The 19,682-nt window shown below is 33.8% G+C and carries 14 protein-coding genes; 1 reads left to right on the top strand and 13 read right to left on the bottom strand.

The features are described 5' to 3' along the window. Positions 1-15: 15 nt before the first annotated feature. On the bottom strand, positions 16-2,637 hold the full coding sequence (locus tag IEV63_RS01485) for a TonB-dependent receptor (RefSeq protein WP_188404988.1): 2,622 nt from the start codon (positions 2,635-2,637) through the stop codon (positions 16-18). A gap of 147 nt (positions 2,638-2,784) precedes the next feature. Here IEV63_RS01485 and IEV63_RS01480 point away from each other — a divergent pair, with 147 nt between their 5' ends. Then, the gene (locus IEV63_RS01480; protein WP_188404987.1) at positions 2,785-3,816 is read left to right on the top strand and encodes a LacI family DNA-binding transcriptional regulator; all 1,032 of its coding nucleotides are present in this window, start codon (positions 2,785-2,787) and stop codon (positions 3,814-3,816) included. On the opposite strand, the gene queG is transcribed toward IEV63_RS01480, so the two are convergent. The 12 genes from queG to IEV63_RS01420 all read right to left on the bottom strand — a co-directional run bounded on the left by queG (position 3,805) and on the right by IEV63_RS01420 (position 19,574). Continuing rightward, positions 3,805-4,731, bottom strand: coding sequence for a tRNA epoxyqueuosine(34) reductase QueG (queG, locus tag IEV63_RS01475; RefSeq protein WP_188404986.1), 927 nt, complete (start codon positions 4,729-4,731; stop codon positions 3,805-3,807). The genes IEV63_RS01480 and queG overlap by 12 nt on opposite strands. Then, complete coding sequence (locus IEV63_RS01470) at positions 4,728-6,044, bottom strand: cytochrome P450 (RefSeq protein ID WP_229737148.1); 1,317 nt, start codon at positions 6,042-6,044, stop codon at positions 4,728-4,730. Before IEV63_RS01470 ends, queG begins: the two co-directional genes overlap by 4 nt. Before the next feature lie 72 nt (positions 6,045-6,116). After that, on the bottom strand, positions 6,117-7,028 hold the full coding sequence (locus tag IEV63_RS01465) for a carboxypeptidase-like regulatory domain-containing protein (protein ID WP_188404985.1): 912 nt from the start codon (positions 7,026-7,028) through the stop codon (positions 6,117-6,119). Positions 7,029-7,053: 25 nt separating this feature from the next. Further along, a complete protein-coding gene (gene ruvB, locus IEV63_RS01460) occupies positions 7,054-8,076 on the bottom strand; it encodes a Holliday junction branch migration DNA helicase RuvB (protein ID WP_188404984.1) in 1,023 nt (340 codons plus the stop codon). Positions 8,077-8,193: 117 nt separating this feature from the next. Further along, positions 8,194-10,020, bottom strand: coding sequence for a cytochrome c oxidase subunit I (locus IEV63_RS01455; RefSeq protein WP_188404983.1), 1,827 nt, complete (start codon positions 10,018-10,020; stop codon positions 8,194-8,196). A 15-nt stretch (positions 10,021-10,035) separates the two neighbouring features. Beyond that, positions 10,036-11,082 carry a cytochrome c oxidase subunit II gene (locus IEV63_RS01450; protein ID WP_188404982.1) on the bottom strand — a complete coding sequence of 349 codons (1,047 nt, stop codon included), beginning with the start codon at positions 11,080-11,082 and terminating at the stop codon, positions 10,036-10,038. 28 nt (positions 11,083-11,110) lie between these two features. Then, entirely contained in the window at positions 11,111-12,415 is a 1,305-nt protein-coding gene (locus IEV63_RS01445) for a quinol:cytochrome C oxidoreductase (protein WP_188404981.1), read from the bottom strand. Between the two features lie 34 nt (positions 12,416-12,449). Beyond that, positions 12,450-13,064 carry a c-type cytochrome gene (locus IEV63_RS01440; protein WP_229737147.1) on the bottom strand — a complete coding sequence of 205 codons (615 nt, stop codon included), beginning with the start codon at positions 13,062-13,064 and terminating at the stop codon, positions 12,450-12,452. After that, positions 13,057-13,593, bottom strand: coding sequence for a DUF3341 domain-containing protein (locus tag IEV63_RS01435; protein WP_188404980.1), 537 nt, complete (start codon positions 13,591-13,593; stop codon positions 13,057-13,059). The genes IEV63_RS01440 and IEV63_RS01435 overlap by 8 nt, the downstream gene beginning before the upstream one ends. A 2-nt stretch (positions 13,594-13,595) precedes the next feature. Then, on the bottom strand, positions 13,596-15,083 hold the full coding sequence (nrfD, locus tag IEV63_RS01430; RefSeq protein WP_188404979.1) for an NrfD/PsrC family molybdoenzyme membrane anchor subunit: 1,488 nt from the start codon (positions 15,081-15,083) through the stop codon (positions 13,596-13,598). Between the two features lie 29 nt (positions 15,084-15,112). Further along, the gene (locus IEV63_RS01425) at positions 15,113-18,205 is read right to left on the bottom strand and encodes a TAT-variant-translocated molybdopterin oxidoreductase (protein WP_188404978.1); all 3,093 of its coding nucleotides are present in this window, start codon (positions 18,203-18,205) and stop codon (positions 15,113-15,115) included. Between the two features lie 31 nt (positions 18,206-18,236). Next, entirely contained in the window at positions 18,237-19,574 is a 1,338-nt protein-coding gene (locus IEV63_RS01420) for a c-type cytochrome (protein ID WP_188404977.1), read from the bottom strand. Positions 19,575-19,682 lie beyond the last annotated feature (108 nt).

Raw genomic sequence — 19,682 nt, 5'->3', positions numbered from 1 at the left:
GGAAAAAGTTGTTAATTAAAATTTATAATTTATTCCTAAAGATACAGATCTCCCTGGTAAGGGTCTTGCTCTTACAAAATTTCTTTGTCCTTCTACAATACTTCCTTCCTCTGCCTCAGTTAACCCAATTGTGTCTAAAATATTATTGGCTGATACATTAAGAATTAATTTTTCAGTAACAGCAAAATTCACAAACCCGTTAATAATAACAAAGCCTGGCATAATTAATTCATTATTATCTTGAGTATAGGACTCAGTTTGTCCAATAAAGCTTAATCCCAAGTTGTTCTGCTTCTTTTTCCCAAAAGCATACGAGGGAATAACATTATAGATTAAATCTGGCTGTCTTCTTGGTGCATTCCCCTTAAAATCTCCAGAGTCGATTTCTGCGTTTGTGTATGTTAAAGTACCTGAAACTTCAAAATCTCTAACTGCATAATAACCTTCTAATTCTAAGCCAAAAGACTGGTAATCGTTTTCAATAATCATATTAGAAGTTGCTTCAAAGCCACCTTCTTCTATTGTTTGAGCATAAAATGCTGTAGCATTTAACCCTCCATTTTTAAAGGTAGTTTTATAACCTAACTCTGCTTGGTTTATAAAGTCGAGGGCGTTAATTGCGTCACTGTTTAAAAAATCTAAGCCTGTAAATAAAATTCTATCTGCTTTTGCAGCTGCCCCACGACTATATCTTGCAAATACAGCTTCTTTTTTAGAAAACATGTAATTTGCTCCAAAAGAATAAGAAACATAATTATAATTGTAATTAACAGGTGTTGAATTTGCATTATCTATAGAGAATACATTTTGTTCTGGAACGGATAGTGTACCATCTCTGTTAATATCAAAAGTAGATTGTGTGCCCCCTGTAAAACTACCACTTACTTTTCCAATATCGTAACGCAAAGAAGCGTTTAAATTAACTTTTTCATTGGCTTGAACAGAAACATCTACATAGGGTGCAGATACATTATATTGTGTATCGTAATTTCTGTGAAGATTCCCCCATAAAGGTGTGCCATAAGCATATAATCCGTTTTCTGAAAGAGAGCCTCCCGCACCATCAAAAATATTTATTAATCTAGGAGATGAATCAGAAACTTCCTGTAAATAAGAATTCCACAACCATGACATCGAAATATTTTGATTAGATTTAAAGAAACCTGCTGTAAAATCAACATTATCAAAAGATTTTGTAAGCTTAAAGTCATTCATAAAGTTATTAAAATTGTTTAGTTCTACATCAAACATGTGAATTCTAGATATAACTTGATTTGGATCTACATTAGAACCATCGTTTGCATATTGTAAAGAATTCCAACCATTACTTTGAGAAAAACCATCGCTAAGCATGGTAGAAGCTAAAGCAACATCAGCAGGAAAAGGAGAGATAAAAGCACCGCCATTTATTGAAAATCTACCATTATTTTTCACCTTCCATCCATCATATAAATCGAAAGCTGCTTGAAACCCAAAAGAAGTTGATACTGGGTTCATTCCGTCTGCAACAGATGATCTTCTTAATTGACCATCGCCTCCTAAGCCAACATTTTGGGTTAGATATGGGGAATGCATCGTTCCTTGTGTAGCACTAAACCCAGGAACACTTCTCCATCTAGGATTTGCATTTGTTCCCGAAACTTGTAAAGGCATAGGTAAATAAGCAATAGCTCGATCTTTTAAATGTTTTGCATAAACAGTAATATGCCCGTTATCGAATTCTTTAGTCAAGTTAAACTTCAACTGTCCTCCATTATTTCCTGTAAAATCTACATCTCTTACACCCTCTCCAACTCTATAAAAACCACCAACATGAAAATATAATCCGTCTCCAATAGGTGCACCGTAATTAAAATCTGTTCTAAATGATTCATAATCCATACCAAACGTAGTTCCAATTGAACCACCTTCGGTTCTTCCTGTATTGGATATAAAGTTAATAATAGCTCCTGGTGAATTGGAAGACATAGTAGATGCTGAACCACCACGAACAACTTCTATTTTTCGAATAGAATTATCAAATCGTGTAAAAATATCTGCTGTTCCAAAAGAAATATCACCAAACAAAAGTACAGGGAGTCCATCTTCTTGAATTTGAACGTATTTTGAACCTCCAGAAGATACAGGAACACCTCGAACTGCAATATTCGAATTCCCTTCACCACCAGATGATTCTGAACGAATACCTGGAATTGTACGGAAAATTTCCGCGGTTGACCTAGGTGAACTTTGCTTTATTTTATCAGGACCCATACTCGTAAATGATACGCTAGAAGCTACTCTAGCCCTAGGATTTGCTACACCTGTAACAATTACTTGGTCTAAGGATTGAGCATCCATAACTAGCTTAATAGTAAGTTCTACGTTCTGTTCTCCAGAAATTTCAATTGTTTTAGTAAAGTCTTTATAGCCCAGATAAGAAGCTAATAATTCAAATGTACCGTCTTCTAAATTAGAAATAGAGAAGAACCCGTCGAAATCAGTAACAGCTCCTTTTCCTATACTTTTGATAGCTACATTAACTCCAGGAATAGGTATACCTTCTTCATCAATTACATTACCTGTAATTGTCTGAGCATTAATTTGACTAAAAAAAATAGCTCCTATAAACGCAATTAAAGTAATTATTTTTCTCATTAGTTAAATTTTTAAGATTATTCAACGAACATAGTCTGAATATCTCAAGTTAAATCTATTTATTTTATCGAAAACGTTTTCGAAACAACCGAAAACGTTTTCGGTTGTTTTTTTCATACATATTCAGATTTTATAATAACTTGCAACATGAAACAAATCACACTTAAAGAAATTGCAGCATCACTAAACGTATCTGTTACTACTGTATCTAAAGCCTTAAAGGGATATAAAGATGTAAACGAAGAAACAAAAAAACTGATAATTCAAAAGGCCAAGGAATTAAATTATAAACCCAACATCTTTGCTGTTAACCTTAGAACCAAAGAATCTAAAACTATTGGCATTATAATCCCAGAGGTTGTTCATCACTTTTTTTCAAGTGTTATAAAAGGAGTTATTGCTCAAGCTGAAAAAAAAGGTTATTTGGTTATTATTCTTCAGTCTAATGAATCAAAAGAATTGGAAAAAAAACAAGTAGAACTTCTTATCAATAAAAGAGTTGATGGTATTTTAGTTTCGCTTGCAAATGAAACTAATTCGTATGAACACTTCTACGAAATTCTTCAGAATGAGATCCCACTAGTTATGTTTGACAAAATAGCAAAACTTGTTAAGTGTAATAAGGTAATTATAAATGATCAAAAAGCGGCGTATAATGCAACAAAACACTTAATTGATGTTGGTTGTAAAAAAATTGCACACTTTAGAGGACCGCATTTACCTCAAAATTCTATTGATCGTTTCCTAGGTTACAAAAAAGCAATAGATGACCATTACTTAACTTATAATTCAAAGCTTGTATACTTATTAGAAAAAATGACTTTTAAAGAAGGAGAATACTTTGCTAGAAAGCTTATTAATGAACATCCAGACGTAGACGGGATTTTTGTTAACACAGACTTAGTAGCTGTTGGTGCTATTAAGGCGATTAATGATTTAGACTTTAATGTCCCAAATGATATTGCTGTTATTGGTTTTAGTAATTGGTTTATGTCTGCTGTAATATCTCCAAGCCTTTCTACGATTAATCAACCTGGTTTTGAAATGGGAAAACAAGCTTTTAAATTACTTTTTAAAGAAATTAAACTCAAAAAAAAAGGTGAAGAAATTAAACCAAAAACAATTGAGCTAGGTACCGATTTAATAATTCGAGAATCTACTCAAAAATCAGTAAGCTAAAAACTTTACATTTCTTTTGAAGCCATTGTATTTAGTTCGTTTAACTGCAGATTTCCTAAAAATATCTTGAAAAATTTCTTCTGTAATTTCCTCCCATTCTTTTTTAGAATAATTTAAAAGACGTTGATCTGGATTAAACAAAGGTTCTTTATGGGCTTTACTAAATTTATTCCAAGGACAAACATCCTGACAAATATCGCAACCAAATGCCCAATCGTTAAATTTACCTGCCATTTCATTAGGCAAATCGTCTTTTAATTCGATTGTAAAATAGGAAATGCATTTACTGCCATCTACCACATAAGGCTCTACAATCGCGTCAGTCGGACAAGCATCAATACAAGCCGTGCAGCTTCCGCAGTGATCGGTTACAGGCGTGTCGTATTCCAAGTTCAAATCGACTATCAATTCGGCAATAAAGTAAAACGAACCTACCTGTTTGGTTAACAAATTAGAGTGTTTACCTATCCAGCCTAAACCACTTCGTTTTGCCCAAGCTTTATCTAAAACCGGAGCAGAATCTACAAAAACTCTACCGCCAACTTCACCGATTTCATCTTGAATAAACTGCATTAAATTTTTCAATTTATCTTTAATTACAAAATGGTAATCGCGACCATAAGCATATTTACTAATTTTAAAGCTGTTTTCTTGTTGAAGTTCTTCTGGATAATAATTATATAATAAGGAAATTACCGATTTGCTACCTTCAACTAATTTAGTTGGGTCAAGGCGTTTGTCAAAATGATTTTCCATATATTTCATTTCACCATGCATACCTTGTTGAAGCCATTTTTCTAATCTTGGTGCTTCATCTTCTAAAAATTCAGCTTTACTCATACCACAGCTCAAAAAACCTAATTCTTTGGCTTTTTGTTTAATTATTCGGGTATGTTTTTCAGCCTTCAAATTCATTTTCTATAGTTAAAATGCAAAATAGCATTTTTTGGTTTTAAACTTATTAAGGGTAAAATTTCAATAGGTTGATTAGTAAATTCAATTTGGTATTTTGCAAAAAGTTCCTGCATAACAAGAATAATTTCGTACATGGCAAAATTATTCCCTATGCATTTTCGGGGTCCTGCACCAAAAGGAAAATAATAAGCGGCATGATTTTTTCCATTTAAAAAACGCTCAGGAATAAAGTTTAGTGGTTCTTCCCAAAATTCTTGTTTTCGATGCATTTCATAAAGCGAAAATAAAAGGCTTGTATTTTTAGGAATGGTGTAATCTTTAAATTTTAAAGTTTTAGTATTTACCCGATCTATAAAATAAACAGGTGGATAAAGCCGCATGGATTCTTCAATTACTGCAGTAGTAAAAGGTGAATTTTTTAATACGTCTAGTGGTGTTCTCAATTTGTTTTGGTCAACTTCTTGAATTAATTTTTGTTGAACATCTGGATTTCGTGCAATAAGCTGTGTAGTAAAACTTAAAGCATTAGATGTTGTTTCGTGACCTGCAATAAATAAGATTAAAATTTCATCTAGCAGTTTTTCATGTGTCATAGAGCTTCCATCCTCGTAAGTAGTGTGAAGTAACATATCGAGTAAATCTTCTTTTTGTGAAGATTGCTTTCTTCGTTTTGTTATAATACCTTCGATAATTTGAAGCGCTTCTTTGGTGAGTAAAAGCTTCTTTTTGAGTTCTCCGCTCCATATAAACCACCATTTTTTATAAGGTTGACGAAGTTCTTTAACCAACATATTTTGCGCTTCTTCTGTAATATACTGCAAGCGAGATATTTGTTCGTTAGAAATAGCATCGCTAAATAGGCTTTTGGCTACTACTTTAAAAGCCAAGTCGTTGAAGATGGGAAAAACATCGATGGGTTGATCTGTTTTAATATTTTGTAATTGTTTTACAATTGCATCTTGCATTAAATCTAGTAACTGGTAAATGTTTTTTTTGTAAAAGGTAGGTTGAAGTAATTTGCGTTGTGTTTTCCACTCCTCGCCTTCAACAGTTAACAATCCCTTTCCTACATATTTTACTAAATCTTTTGTTTGTATCGGCGATTTTATGAAGTCTTTTTGTTGCTTTTGAAGCGCTAAAATAGCAAGATCCTGATCTCTTGAAAATACCACATGCTTGCCTAAACCTAAATTTAATTGAAATGTATCTCCAAGCTTTTCAAAATTACGATGATGAAAAGGCAAAGGATTTTTAAGAATTTGAAGAGAGTTCTTCAGAAACAAATACGCTGGAACTTGTGGGAGTTTTTTCAAATGGGATTTTAATATTGTAACTTATAATATAAGTTAATTATTTTATATTTATGCTGAAAATTTAGACTCAATTTAATTCGTCAGGATTAATTCAATAGCTAATAAACTATATTTATTTTTATGTTTTTTTAAAGATGTTTCCGTGTTTTTTTTTATTTTACTCCAATGGCCTTGATTAAACTGCCAACTATTTTTGTTTGTATCAGAAGGAACGGTTCCAATAGCTGGCTCGTAAGACACCCATTTTGAAGCTCCTCGATCAGATTTTCTTTCAATATCTAATGTATACATGTTACTTTCAATAAGTAACCATTCAATAACGATAAAAAAACCATCTTTAGGAAATTGAATATTTAATTCAGATAAATCAACTCCAGTTATTTTATTTCCTTTTTTAGCAGTTCCAATGATATTTTTGTTATAAAGATTTTCTCCAGGCTTATTATTCTGATCTTTAGAATATAGTCTTAAATTAAACTTTGCTTCATCTAAATTGCTATTAGTAGAAATTCTAATTTTATTCAAAAAAGTTGTTTTTTCATATTCCTTTTTATAAGGAAAGTAGCGTTCTATAATCCATGGGGTTTGACCACAATTAAAATATAAGTTTATTTTAGACTTTTTGAATTTACCAATTTTCAGTTTTTTGGTTTCTTTTTTTGCTGTAATTATAACTTCACTTAACTCTGTAATACTTGGATTTAATATTGTAAATTGACTTATTGAGTCAGAAAATATTTTTTTTATTTCGTAACCAATAGCGGAAAAGACTACAACTTTTGAATTCTCAATTTGTAAATCGAATTTACCATTTATATCAGATGTTGTCCCTATAAGTTCATGTTCTACGAATATATTTACATATGGAATAGGTTGTTCTGTATTAGCATCAAGTAAAATTGAACTAATCTGAGAACTAGCAATATTTGAAATGAATACAACTAAAAATGTGTAAATAAAATGTATTAAATGGTAGATGTACATAAGTTATTAAATTAATCAAGATACATTAAAACAACCCACCTTGTTTAGGTTCCTTAATTTTTCCTAAATGTTTGTACGCAGCTTCGGTAGCTTCTCTTCCGCGTGGGGTGCGCATAATGAAACCTTTTTGTATTAAAAAAGGTTCGTATACTTCTTCTATAGTTTCGGCATTTTCGCTTACAGCTGTTGATAAAGTAGTTAGTCCAACAGGTCCACCTTTAAATTTATCAATTAAAGTAGATAAAATTTTGTTATCCATTTCATCTAAACCATGTGCATCAACATTTAAGGCATTTAAAGCATATTTAGCAATTTTTAAATCGATATTTCCCGTGCCTTTTATTTGAGCAAAATCTCTCACTCTTCTTAAAAGAGCATTGGCAATACGGGGAGTTCCTCTGCTTCTACCTGCTATTTCGATAGCTGCTTGTTCTTTAATGGGGACTTTTAAAATGGAAGCACTTCGTTGGATTATATGGGTAAGTAACTCGGTAGAATAGTACTCCAAGCGACTGGATATTCCAAATCTCGCTCTCATTGGTGACGTTAATAGACCCGAACGAGTAGTCGCTCCAACTAGCGTAAATGGATTTAAATTAATTTGGACTGTTCTTGCATTAGGTCCACTTTCGATCATTATATCGATTTTATAGTCTTCCATAGCTGAATATAAATATTCTTCTACAACAGAACTAAGACGATGAATTTCATCGATAAACAATACATCGCGTGGCTCTAAATTGGTTAATAATCCAGCTAAATCTCCAGGCTTATCGATTACTGGACCAGAAGTAACTTTAATATTTGCATCTAACTCATTTGCTAAAATATGTGCAAGGGTGGTTTTACCTAGACCAGGAGGTCCGTGAAGCAAGGTATGATCTAAAGCATCTTCTCTTAAATTAGCAGCTTTAACAAAAATTTGTAAATTTTCTAAGGTTTTTTGCTGACCAGCAAAATCATCAAAATTAAGTGGTCTTAATGCTCTTTCAATTTCAAACTCTTCATTGGAGAAATGTTCGCCTGATGCGTCTAAGTTTTTATTCATATTACAAATATACTTATAAGCTTATACAAATTTTACTTCTTTTAGCTCATAAAATAGATTTCACAAAAAATGCCAATCATTTACGATTGGCATTTTTTAAATATTATGTCTTGTAGATTAATGTCCTAATTCTTCTTCGTTGGCTTGCAATGGGACATCTTGTGGTATATAATCCTGACCTGCTATTACATAATCAGATTCATCTTCATTCAGTTTACTATAGTCGTATGGCCATCGGTAAACAGTTGGCAACTCTCCGTACCAGTTTCCGTGAATATGTTCAACTGGTGCAGTCCATTCTAAAGTATTAGATTTCCAAGGGTTTTTCTCAGCTCTTTTACCATAAAAGATAGAATGTATAAAATTGTAAATGAAGAATAACTGACCAGCTGCAGTTAAAAATGCAAACATGGTTATTAATACATTAGTATCTGCTAAATCGTCGAAATAAGGAAAAGAAGTGTTCGTGTAGTATCTTCTAGGCAAACCTGCCATACCTATAAAGTGCATAGGAAAGAAGACACCGTAGGCACCAACAGCTGTAATCCAGAAGTGTACATAACCCAAGTTTTTATTCATCATTTTACCAAACATTTTAGGGAACCAATGATACACACCCGCAAACAGTCCATATAAAGCAGATATACCCATAACCAAGTGGAAGTGAGCAACTACAAAATAAGTATCATGAACATTAATGTCTAATGTAGAATCACCCAAGATAATGCCTGTTAGACCACCAGTGATAAAAGTAGAAACCAATCCAATAGAAAATAACATTCCTGGATTCATTTGTAAGTTACCTTTCCATAAAGTTGTTATGTAATTGAAAGCTTTTACAGCTGATGGTATGGCGATTAATAAGGTTGTAAATGTAAATACAGATCCTAAAAATGGATTCATACCAGATACGAACATATGGTGACCCCAAACAACAGTAGATAAAAACGCAATTGCTAAGATAGAAGCTACCATTGCTCTGTAACCAAAAATTGGTTTTCTTGCATTTGTTGCAATAACTTCTGAAGTAATACCTAGTGCTGGAAGCAAGACAATATAAACTTCAGGGTGACCTAAAAACCAGAATAAATGTTCATATAAAACAGGTGATCCACCTGAATTACTTAAAACTTCGCCTTGTATATATATATCGCTTAGAAAAAAAGAAGTTCCAAAACTTCTATCCATAATTAAAAGTAATGCAGCTGATAGTAGTACTGGGAATGACACAACACCAATAATAGCAGTAACGAAAAACGCCCAAACCGTTAATGGAAGTCTAGTCATAGACATTCCTTTAGTTCTTAAATTTAATACTGTAACAATATAATTAAGTGAACCTAGCAAAGAAGAAGCAATAAAAATTGCCATAGAAACTAACCAAAGTGTCATTCCCATACCAGATCCAGGTATCGCTTGTTCTAATGCACTTAAAGGAGGATAAACGGTCCATCCAGCAGATGCAGGTCCAGATTCTACAAATAAAGATGAAACCATAATAATTGAAGAGACAAAAAACAACCAATAAGAGATCATATTCATAAAACCTGATGCCATGTCTCTAGCTCCAATTTGCAAGGGTATAAGTAAATTACTAAAAGTACCACTTAAACCTGCAGTTAATACAAAGAAGACCATGATAGTACCATGTATAGTTACTAGTGCTAAGTAAGTACCAGGTTCCATTACACCATCTGGTGCAAATCTTCCTAAAAGAGTTTCGAAAATTCCGAAAGATTGTTCTGGCCATGCTAATTGCATTCTAAACAATAAAGACATCGCTATACCGATAAAACCCATAATTAAACCAGTAATTAAATACTGCTTTGCAATCATTTTGTGATCGGTACTAAATATATATTTTTCAATAAATGTTGGCTCATGATGATGGTGTGCATCATCGTGTGCATGACTATCAATGTTTGCTTGTGCTGCTACAGACATAATACCTTAACTTCTTTAATTATTAATTAATTCTCCAAATGTTTGTTGATTGTCTATCCAATCTTGAAATTCTTCATCCGTTTCTACGACAATTTTCATTTGCATGTTATAGTGAGAAACTCCACAAATTTTATTACATAGTAAGTAGTAATCAAATTCATATAAACGTTCGTCTTCACTAAGATCTTCTCTTGTTTTGCGAATTTCGTTAATGTTCTTAACTTTATCAACCATGTAATCAGTATTTCTGATTTCTTTAGAAGTTGTTGTAGGTGTAAAACCAAACTCAGTTACCATTCCAGGCACAACGTTCATTTGGGCTCTAAAATGCGGAAAATATGCGGAGTGTAACACATCCTGAGAGCGAAACTTAAACAAAACAGGTCTATTTACAGGTAAATGTAATTCATTTACAATGATGTCATCCATTGCATAATCATCAGATTCGTCTACCCCAAGCTGGTTAACACCTTCAATAAAACGAACATTAGCCTTACCCAATGTTTTGTCATCTCCAGAATATCTAGCTCTCCAATCGAATTGGTAAGCGTAAATTTCAACCACAAGAGTATCTTCAGTCTCTTCAGGATTCATAATTTCTGACCAACTAAACAAGCCATACAAAATTAAGCCAGCCAAGACTACAACAGGTATTATGGTCCAAATGAATTCTAATTTATCATTATCTGCATAAAATAATGCTCTCTGACCTTTTCTTCCACGGTATTTGTAACCAAACCAATGTAATAAAGCCTGAGTAATTACCTGGACAAACATGATAATTCCTATTGATATAAACATGAGTCTATCGTAATCAGCACCATGTTCTGCAGATGCTTCGGGCAAATAAAATTTACTCAAACTCCAAAACGACCAAATCATCAATGCGTAAAGGAATACCATAAAGGCAAGAAGTATTTTACCTTGGGTATTGTTGTCTTTATCATCTGCAATTTGTGTATCTGATACGTTTGCTGGTTTAGACAATTCAAAAACTTTTGAAATTTGCCAAAAGGTAACACCAAGCAGTGCAATTACAATAACTATTAAAAATGCTGTCATTTTATATAACTTTTTATAGAACTAAAATTTAATAATGAAAGTGTTTACTTTCTTTAATCAATGGGAAATTTTTGGCAATCAATGGTGCTTTTGCTAGTCCATTAAAAATTACATATAAGAATAACCCTGCAATTAATAAAATAGAACTAATTTCTGGAATACCAATAAACCAAGACTCTCCAACAGTACCTGGCATAATCATTACGTAAAAATTCAAATAGTGTCCTATCAATATAACTATCCCAGTCATTACAACAATCCAATTAACCCGTTTAAAGTCTGTATTAACTAATACTAAAAGTGGGAAAATAAAATTGATTGCTACCATACCGAAAAATAAAAGATTATAATCTTCAATTCGCTGAACGTAGTAAACTGCTTCTTCTGGAATATTTGCATACCATATTAATAAGAATTGTGAAAACCATAAATAGGTCCAAAAGATACTAATTCCAAACATAAATTTTGCTAAATCATGGATATGACTATTATTTACTTCTGGCAAATAACCTCTAGATTTAAGGTAAATGGTAACTAAAGCAATCATAGTAATTCCTGATACAAACATACTAGCAAAAACATACCAGCCAAAAAGAGTACTAAACCAGTGTGTATCGATACTCATAATAAAGTCCCAAGACATCATAGATTCTGAAACAATAAAGAATACTAAAAAGATAGCAGAGACCTTAAAATTCTTTTTGAAAAGGGATTCATTAAAATTCTCATCCATTTTTCTAGAATTTTTTCGCATTAACCAGGATAAGAAAGCCCAACCTCCAATATAAATAGCAGCGCGCAAAAGGAAAAATGGTGTATTTAAGTATCCTACCTTATTGGCTATTATAGCATCGTGAGCTACAACATCGGGATCTGTCCATATAAATAAATGATTGTAGCCTAACATAGAAAGCACCAATAAAACAAATACAACAATACCACCAGGTAAAATATAAGTTGAAATACCTTCCATTACTCTAAACAATATTGGAGACCAACCTGCTTGGGCAGCATTTTGAACAGCATAAAATGCAAAAGCACCAACTGCTAACAAAAAGAAAAATAGTGCAGCAGTGTAAATAGAAGCCCAAGGTCTATTTTTAAGCTGGTCGTACACATGTTCAGCATGATGCTCATCATGGTGTGCATCTACTTCAGCATGCGTATTTGAAACTGCGTGAGTATCTCCGTGAGCTGCATGGCTATCTGCTAACATGGTAGTAACTTCATCTACCGATGCAGGAGTACTCATAAAACCATAAATCAATCCTATAGTACCTATAATGATTAATATGGCTGAAGTTATTTTAATTTTACTTGACATCGTATACATAGTGCAAAAACTTGTCGTTAATTTCTATAAAAATTTATTCTGTTGCTTGACTTTTATCTTCCCTAGTTTTATCGAATTCTCTAGACTCTCCACCTTCTAAGGAAGTTTTAAGGTCCATTACATAATGCGTAACTAACCAGAGTTCTTCGTTGCTCATTTGCGATGCATAAGAACCCATTGTATTAATCCCATGATAAATAACATGGTAAACACTTCCTTCGGTAATAGCTCTACCAGCATCATCGTAACTAGGTACACCTAATATTTTTTCTCGCTCAACTAAGTAGCCTTTACCATTACCTTTTTTGCCGTGGCAAGTTGCACAGTAAATGTCGTATAACTCACTACCTTTATTATAATTTTCTTCGGTATAAGCTACAGGGTTCTTTAATTCTTCTTTCGCTAAATTATAGCCATCGAGATTATCTTCATAATCATAAGGAAGCCAACCGCGAGATATCGACTCTTTAACAGGTTCCATAGCCTGTTGCCCTTCTTGAAAAATTTCGTACTCTCCGTATGTTTCATATGAAACAGGCTCGTACATATCTGGAAAATATTGATAGTTAGGTTTACTCTTATCGAAACAAGACGTTAATAAACCAATAATTCCAATAAAAAATATAAATTTTGCTCCGCTTTTAATCATGCTTCACTTCTTTTTTTAGATCAATTTCAACTGCTCCAGTACTGTGTAAAAATTCAGCTACTTCTTGTATATCGTTTGCACCAACATTAACTTCCATTAAAAAATGATCGTCTGTTGTTCTAACATCTGGGTTTTCAGCTTCTTTAAAGGGCCATAATTTGCTTCTCATATAAAAGGTAATTACCATTAAGTGTGCTGCAAAAAACACGGTCATTTCAAAAGCGGTAGGTATAAAAGCAGGTAAGTTTTCCATTAAACTAAAACTTGGTTTACCACCAATATTTTGAGGCCAATCTACAATCATAATAAAATTCATCATAGTTAACGCAACTGCTAAACCGACACAACCGTACAAAAAAGATGTAATAGCCAACTTTGTGTGTTGTAAACCCATAGCTTTGTCTAAACCGTGTACTGGAAAAGGACAGTAAACTTCTTCGATACTATATTTTTTATCACGCACTTTTTTAACGGCGTTCATTAAAATATCATCATCTGTATAAAATGCATGCAATACTTTAGCTGCCATGATTAGTTATTTTTAGTTTGTTGATTGTTACCTGTATCTTCATTTAAAAGAGCTTTAAAATCTTTTAATGGTTTTTGTTTTGGCATTTCAAATAGATTTGCATCGTCTCCTTTTTCTGCTCTAATTTTTTTGTATTTCTCTCCAGAAGATTTCAAAATTGTTTTTACTTCAGCTTGAGCAATTACAGGAAATGTTCGTGCATATAATAGAAACAGAACAAAGAAGAATCCAATTGTACCAACAAAAATACCAATATCGACAAAAGTAGGAGAAAACATGGTCCATGCAGATGGCATATAATCTCTATGAAGTGATGTTACAATAATAACAAAACGCTCAAACCACATACCTATATTAACAACAATAGAAATAAAGAAAGAAAACATTATACTTCTTCGTAATTTAGGAAACCACATGAACTGAGGAGAAAATACGTTACATAACATCATACTCCAGTATGCCCACCAGTAGGGTCCTGTTGCTCTATTTAAGAAAGCAAATTGTTCGTATTCTACACCTGAGTACCAAGCCATGAATAATTCAGTAATATAAGCAACACCAACTATAGAACCTGTAATCATAATTACAATATTCATTAGTTCAATGTGTTGTACAGTAATGTAGTCTTCTAAATTAACTACTTTACGCATTATAATTAACAGTGTATTTACCATAGCAAAGCCAGAGAAAATAGCACCTGCTACGAAATAAGGCGGAAAAATTGTGGTGTGCCATCCAGGTATTACCGAAGTAGCAAAGTCAAAAGATACGATAGTGTGTACAGAAAGTACTAACGGAGTAGCCAAACCTGCAAGCACTAAAGAAACTTCTTCAAATCGTTGCCAATCTTTAGCTCTACCGCTCCAACCAAAAGATAAGATGCTGTAAATTCTTTTTTGGAATGGTTTTACTGCTCGATCACGAATCATTGCGAAATCAGGCAATAAACCTGTCCACCAGAAAACCAGAGAAACAGATAGGTAAGTTGAAATTGCGAAAACATCCCACAATAGTGGAGAATTAAAATTCACCCAAAGTGAACCATACGCATTTGGAATTGGCAAAACCCAGTATGCTAACCAAGGACGCCCCATGTGAATAATAGGGAATAATCCAGCTTGTACAACTGAAAAAATAGTCATTGCTTCAGCAGAACGGTTAATTGCCATACGCCATTTTTGTCTGAATAGTAACAAGACGGCAGATATTAAAGTACCAGCGTGGCCAATACCTACCCACCATACAAAGTTGGTAATATCCCAAGCCCAACCAATGGTTTTGTTTAATCCCCAGGTTCCTATTCCTGTAGACACAGTGTAAACAATACAGCCTAAGCCCCATAAAAAGGCTACTAAAGCTATAGAAAAGACTATCCACCAAGTTTTATTAGCCTGCCCTTCAACTGGACGAGCAATTTCAACCGTTACGTCATGGTAGGACTTATCACCAGTAACTAAAGGTTTTCTAATCGGTGCTTCGTAATGAGACATAATACTCTTTTAAATTATTCTTATTTTAATTAAGCTTCTGTTGTGTTTCTAACTTTTGTTTGGTACAACACATTTGGTTTAGTTCCTAAATATTCTAATAAATGATATTTTCTATCATCTTTAGTTTTCTTATAAACTACACTATTATCATCGTTAATATCTCCAAAAACAATAGCTCCATTATCACATGCATTAGAACAAGCCGTTTGGAATTCTCCATCTTTAATTTCACGTCCTTCTCTTTTGGCATCTAGGATAGTTTTTTGTGTCATTTGTATACACATTGAACACTTCTCCATAACACCACGAGCACGAACAGTTACGTCTGGATTTAAGACCATTCTACCTAAATCATTATTCATGTGGTAATCAAATTCATCATTTTGGTTGTACTTAAACCAGTTGAAACGTCTTACCTTATAAGGACAGTTATTGGCACAGTAGCGTGTACCTACACAACGGTTATACGTCATGTGATTTTGACCTTGTCTTCCGTGAGCAGATGCAGCAACAGGACAAACTGTCTCACATGGTGCATGATTACAGTGCTGACACATAACAGGCTGGAAAACTACCTCTACAGATTCTTCAGAAGGATTTTCTAATTCTGCAAATTCGCTTAATGCACTACTTAATCCTTTAATATTGTTTTTCTTATCGTAATCTTCATTGAGTGTTTCTTCTGAAGAATAATAGCGATCTATACGTAACCAGTGCATATCTCTACTTTTTCTTACTTCAGATTTACCAACAACAGGAACATTGTTTTCCGCATGACATGCAATTACACACGCGCCACATCCAGTACAAGAATTTAAATCTATAGAAAGATTAAAATGGTGACCAATTGAGCGGTCAAACTCATCCCACAAATCTACGTCAGGATTATTAACTGCAGTTTCTTGGTGATCTAAGGAAACTTTAGGAATCTTATTCCAATGCTCTTTATTTTTTGTGTTGAAAATTTCAAGGGTCGTTTCTTTAATAATATCTCGACGGCCCATCATCGTGTTATGCAACTGAACACAAGCAAATTCGTGGTTACCTGAAACTTTTTCGATTTCTACCGACTGAATTGTATTGAAATTTTGATATAACGGGAAGGCATTTACACCAACTTGCATATCTTCTTGTATAGCTTCTTTACGACCGTATCCAACCGCTAAACCAACCGAACCAATGGCTTGCCCAGGCTGAATATAAACTGGCACTTGTTCTAAAACTTCACCGTTTACTGTAACCTTAGCGTAACTACCATCTAACGCACCATTAGCAACATTCTTATTTTCTAAGCCTAAGCGTTCCGCATCTGCTTTAGAAACGGTTAAATAATTATCCCACGAAGTTCGAGTTATAGGGTCTGGAAATTCCTGCAACCAAGGGTTATTGGCCTGCTGGCCATCGCCTAAGCCTGTTTTTGTATATAAAGTCAACTCTAAGCCTTCATTAGATTTTAATAATTTAGAAGCGGCTTTAGAAGGATTAAAAGATAAAACTTCTAATTCATCTTCTACATCTTCAGATTCGCTCACAACATCATTTACATTTGCTGTAAAAAAACCATCGTGTAAAGTTCTATTCCAAGAGTTACCTGGAAAATCTTCATTAAATGAAGATTTTAAAAATTCATAATAATTTTCTGAAGCTCCTGTCCACTTCAACAAACAATCTTGAAATTGTCTTGTATTGAAGATTGGTTTTATAGTTGGCTGAACTAAAGAAAAGTTAGTTTTAGTAAATTGTACATCTCCCCAAGATTCTAAGTAATGTGGAGTTGCAGCAACAAATTCTGAAAGCACAGCAGTCTCATCAGCCTTCATAGCAAAATCGACTACTAAATTTACTTTTTCTAAACCAGACTTAAACTCTTTTGGATTTGGTAAGCTATACGTAGGATTTACACCCACCATCATTAAACCACCAACTTTACCAGCATTCATATCTTTAACTAAAGAAGCAACTTTTTTGTCGTTTCCTTGACGTATCATTCTTGGATTTTTGACATCCACGATGCTGCTACCAAGTTTTTCATTGATTTCCATAGCCATTAACTGCGCATCAACATCATCAATACCACAGAATAAAACTGATTTTGAACCAGATTGCATCAATTGCTTAGCTGCACTTGCTACTGCTTTGGTTTGCTTTTCGTTCAGCTGGGTAGCACCTACTCTACCAACTATTAGATTGTAAAACTCAACTAAAACATGTTTTTGCACACTAGGTTTTGTAGCAATACGCAAATCTGAATTCGCTCCTGATAAAGTCATATTAGCTTCAAAGTGGACGTGTCTAGACATTTTTCCGTCTTTAGGAACACGTGATTCTGAGTAACCTGAATCAAAACTTCCACCTTGCCAATCGCCTAGAAAATCAGCCCCAATCGAAACGATAGTTTCAGCCTGACTAAGGTTATAATTTGGTAAAGCGCGGAAACCATATTTCTGTTGAAAAGCATCTAATGCAGCAGATTCTGAAACCGCGTCGTAAACAACATGTTTAGTATTTGGATATTTTTCTTTAAACTTATTAATCAATTTTTTTGTCGAAGGACTGGCAAGTGTTTGTGTTAAAAAAACTACTGGTTTATCAACTAATTCAGACAACTTTTTTTTAACCGCATCGTCAAAAGCAGACCAAGTAGCTGACTGGCCAGCAATTGTCGGATTTTGCAAACGCTTTACGTCATAGAGTCCCAATACCGAAGCGTGTATTCTTGCCTTACTGGCAGACATTACACCTGCTTCTTTATTGCTTTCTATTTTTATTGGTCTTCCTTCGCGTGTTTTTACTAGTACACTTGCAAAATCAAATCCATCTGCTATTGTAGATGCATAATAATCTGCAACTCCAGGCACTAAGCGTTCTGGCTGCACAACGTAAGGAATAGATTTTATAACTGGCCCCTCACAAGCTGCTAAGGATGCTGCTGCGGTACTAAAACCAACATACTTCAAAAAATCTCTTCTTGAAGTTTTTGATGATTCTAATTTATCTTTATCACCTAAAAACTCATCTGTAGGAATATGATCTACAAACTCATTTTGTTCAAGCGATTTAACTAAAGGGCTGTTTTCCTTTAATTCTTCTTCGCTTTTCCAGTATTTTTTTTCTGATGACATATCTTGATTCAAATTTGCTTCAATTAATAATTTAGTAGTGGCACTTACCACATTCTAGTCCACCCATGTCGGCCGCAGTAAAACGATCAACACCATATTTTTCTTGCAACTGGTCGTGGATTTTCTTGTAATAATCGTTTCCTTCAGTTTGCACATTAGTTTCTCTATGGCAATTAATACACCAACCCATTGTCAAGGAAGAATGTTGGTACATTATTTCCATCTCTTCAACTGGACCATGACAAGTTTGACACTCAATTTGTCCAACTGATACGTGCTGAGCATGATTAAAATATGCGAAATCTGGAAGATTATGAATACGCACCCATTTTACAGGCTTAGTTTTTCCTGTGTAAGATTGTGTTTGTGGATCCCAACCAGTAGCTTCATATAATTTCTGAATTTCTTTATCGTAAAAATCTTTAGAATACTCTTCGTTTCCTGTTTCTTCTGAAACTTCAGCAATTTGTTTGTGGCAATTCATACATACATTAAGCGAAGGTATACCCGAGTGTTTAGAAACTCGCGCCGAAGAATGGCAATACTTACATTCAATTTCATTCTCTCCAGCGTGAATTTTATGCGAATAATGTATTGGCTGAAGCGGCTCGTAACCTTGATCAACGCCAACTTGCATTAAATAGCCATAACCACCATATGCAACGCCTAACAAAACAAAAACAGCTAAAACAAAAACAAGAAATTGATTTTCAGCAAATGCAACCCAAATTGGCTTGCGCTTTTCATGCTTAGCAGTATAAATTTCAACTCCATTCGCTTCAGCAAATCGGCGTAATGTTTTGTTAACTAAATAAAGTATAACAATCAACATTAAAAGCACGAACGACAAAATACCTAAAACCAATTCGGTAGAAACTCCGCCGCCACCTTGAGCAATTTCTCCACCTTCTCCCCCAGCAAATTTTGGCTTTACTGGCTCTGGCTTAGGCTGCTCCACATAAGCTAATATGTTATCTATATCTTGGTTGTTTAATTGCGGAAACGCATTCATGGCAACCTTGTTGTATTCTTCGTAAATAGCTATAGCTCTGCTATCACCACTTTTAATTAAATCTTGGCTATTTTTGATCCATGCATACAACCATTCAAAATCACCATCGTATTTATCAACCACACCATGCAAAGCTGGCCCAATTGCTTTTTTATAAGGCTTATGGCATGCAGCACACAAAGAATTAAACAACTCTTTTCCTTTAGCAGGATCTGCTCCTGGGACAACTTCTTCAGCTTTATTTTCAACAGCATTTTCTGTTTCCGCGTCCTGTGCAAACAAGGAAAACGACAACATTAATGTTAAAAAGAAAATTGAAAACTTCAATTGCGAAGGGCGAAATAACACCTTTTTCATATTGCAAATTGTTAATATTTGAATTAAGGACACTGCGTTTATTACACAATTAATCCACAAAAATTGTTGACAAAAATAAGCTTTTTAGAACGTTTTTATAGTTGCCAA

The organism is Psychroflexus salis (assembly GCF_014640175.1).
Lineage (GTDB): Bacteria > Bacteroidota > Bacteroidia > Flavobacteriales > Flavobacteriaceae > Psychroflexus > Psychroflexus salis.
The sequence above is the reverse complement of the archived record's forward strand: the minus strand, read 5'-3'. Positions and strand labels throughout refer to the sequence as shown.

Bases quoted from the DNA above. Each gene is read 5' to 3' on its own strand.
- IEV63_RS01485 (WP_188404988.1), bottom strand. From the start codon at position 2,637: ATGAGAAAAATAATTACTTTAATTGCGTTTATAGGAGCTATTTTTTTT.
- IEV63_RS01480 (WP_188404987.1), top strand. From the start codon at position 2,785: ATGAAACAAATCACACTTAAAGAAATTGCAGCATCACTAAACGTATCT.
- queG (WP_188404986.1), bottom strand. From the start codon at position 4,731: ATGAATTTGAAGGCTGAAAAACATACCCGAATAATTAAACAAAAAGCC.
- IEV63_RS01465 (WP_188404985.1), bottom strand. From the start codon at position 7,028: ATGTACATCTACCATTTAATACATTTTATTTACACATTTTTAGTTGTA.
- ruvB (WP_188404984.1), bottom strand. From the start codon at position 8,076: ATGAATAAAAACTTAGACGCATCAGGCGAACATTTCTCCAATGAAGAG.
- IEV63_RS01455 (WP_188404983.1), bottom strand. From the start codon at position 10,020: ATGTCTGTAGCAGCACAAGCAAACATTGATAGTCATGCACACGATGAT.
- IEV63_RS01450 (WP_188404982.1), bottom strand. From the start codon at position 11,082: ATGACAGCATTTTTAATAGTTATTGTAATTGCACTGCTTGGTGTTACC.
- IEV63_RS01445 (WP_188404981.1), bottom strand. From the start codon at position 12,415: ATGTATACGATGTCAAGTAAAATTAAAATAACTTCAGCCATATTAATC.
- IEV63_RS01440 (WP_229737147.1), bottom strand. From the start codon at position 13,064: ATGATTAAAAGCGGAGCAAAATTTATATTTTTTATTGGAATTATTGGT.
- IEV63_RS01435 (WP_188404980.1), bottom strand. From the start codon at position 13,593: ATGGCAGCTAAAGTATTGCATGCATTTTATACAGATGATGATATTTTA.
- nrfD (WP_188404979.1), bottom strand. From the start codon at position 15,083: ATGTCTCATTACGAAGCACCGATTAGAAAACCTTTAGTTACTGGTGAT.
- IEV63_RS01425 (WP_188404978.1), bottom strand. From the start codon at position 18,205: ATGTCATCAGAAAAAAAATACTGGAAAAGCGAAGAAGAATTAAAGGAA.
- IEV63_RS01420 (WP_188404977.1), bottom strand. From the start codon at position 19,574: ATGAAAAAGGTGTTATTTCGCCCTTCGCAATTGAAGTTTTCAATTTTC.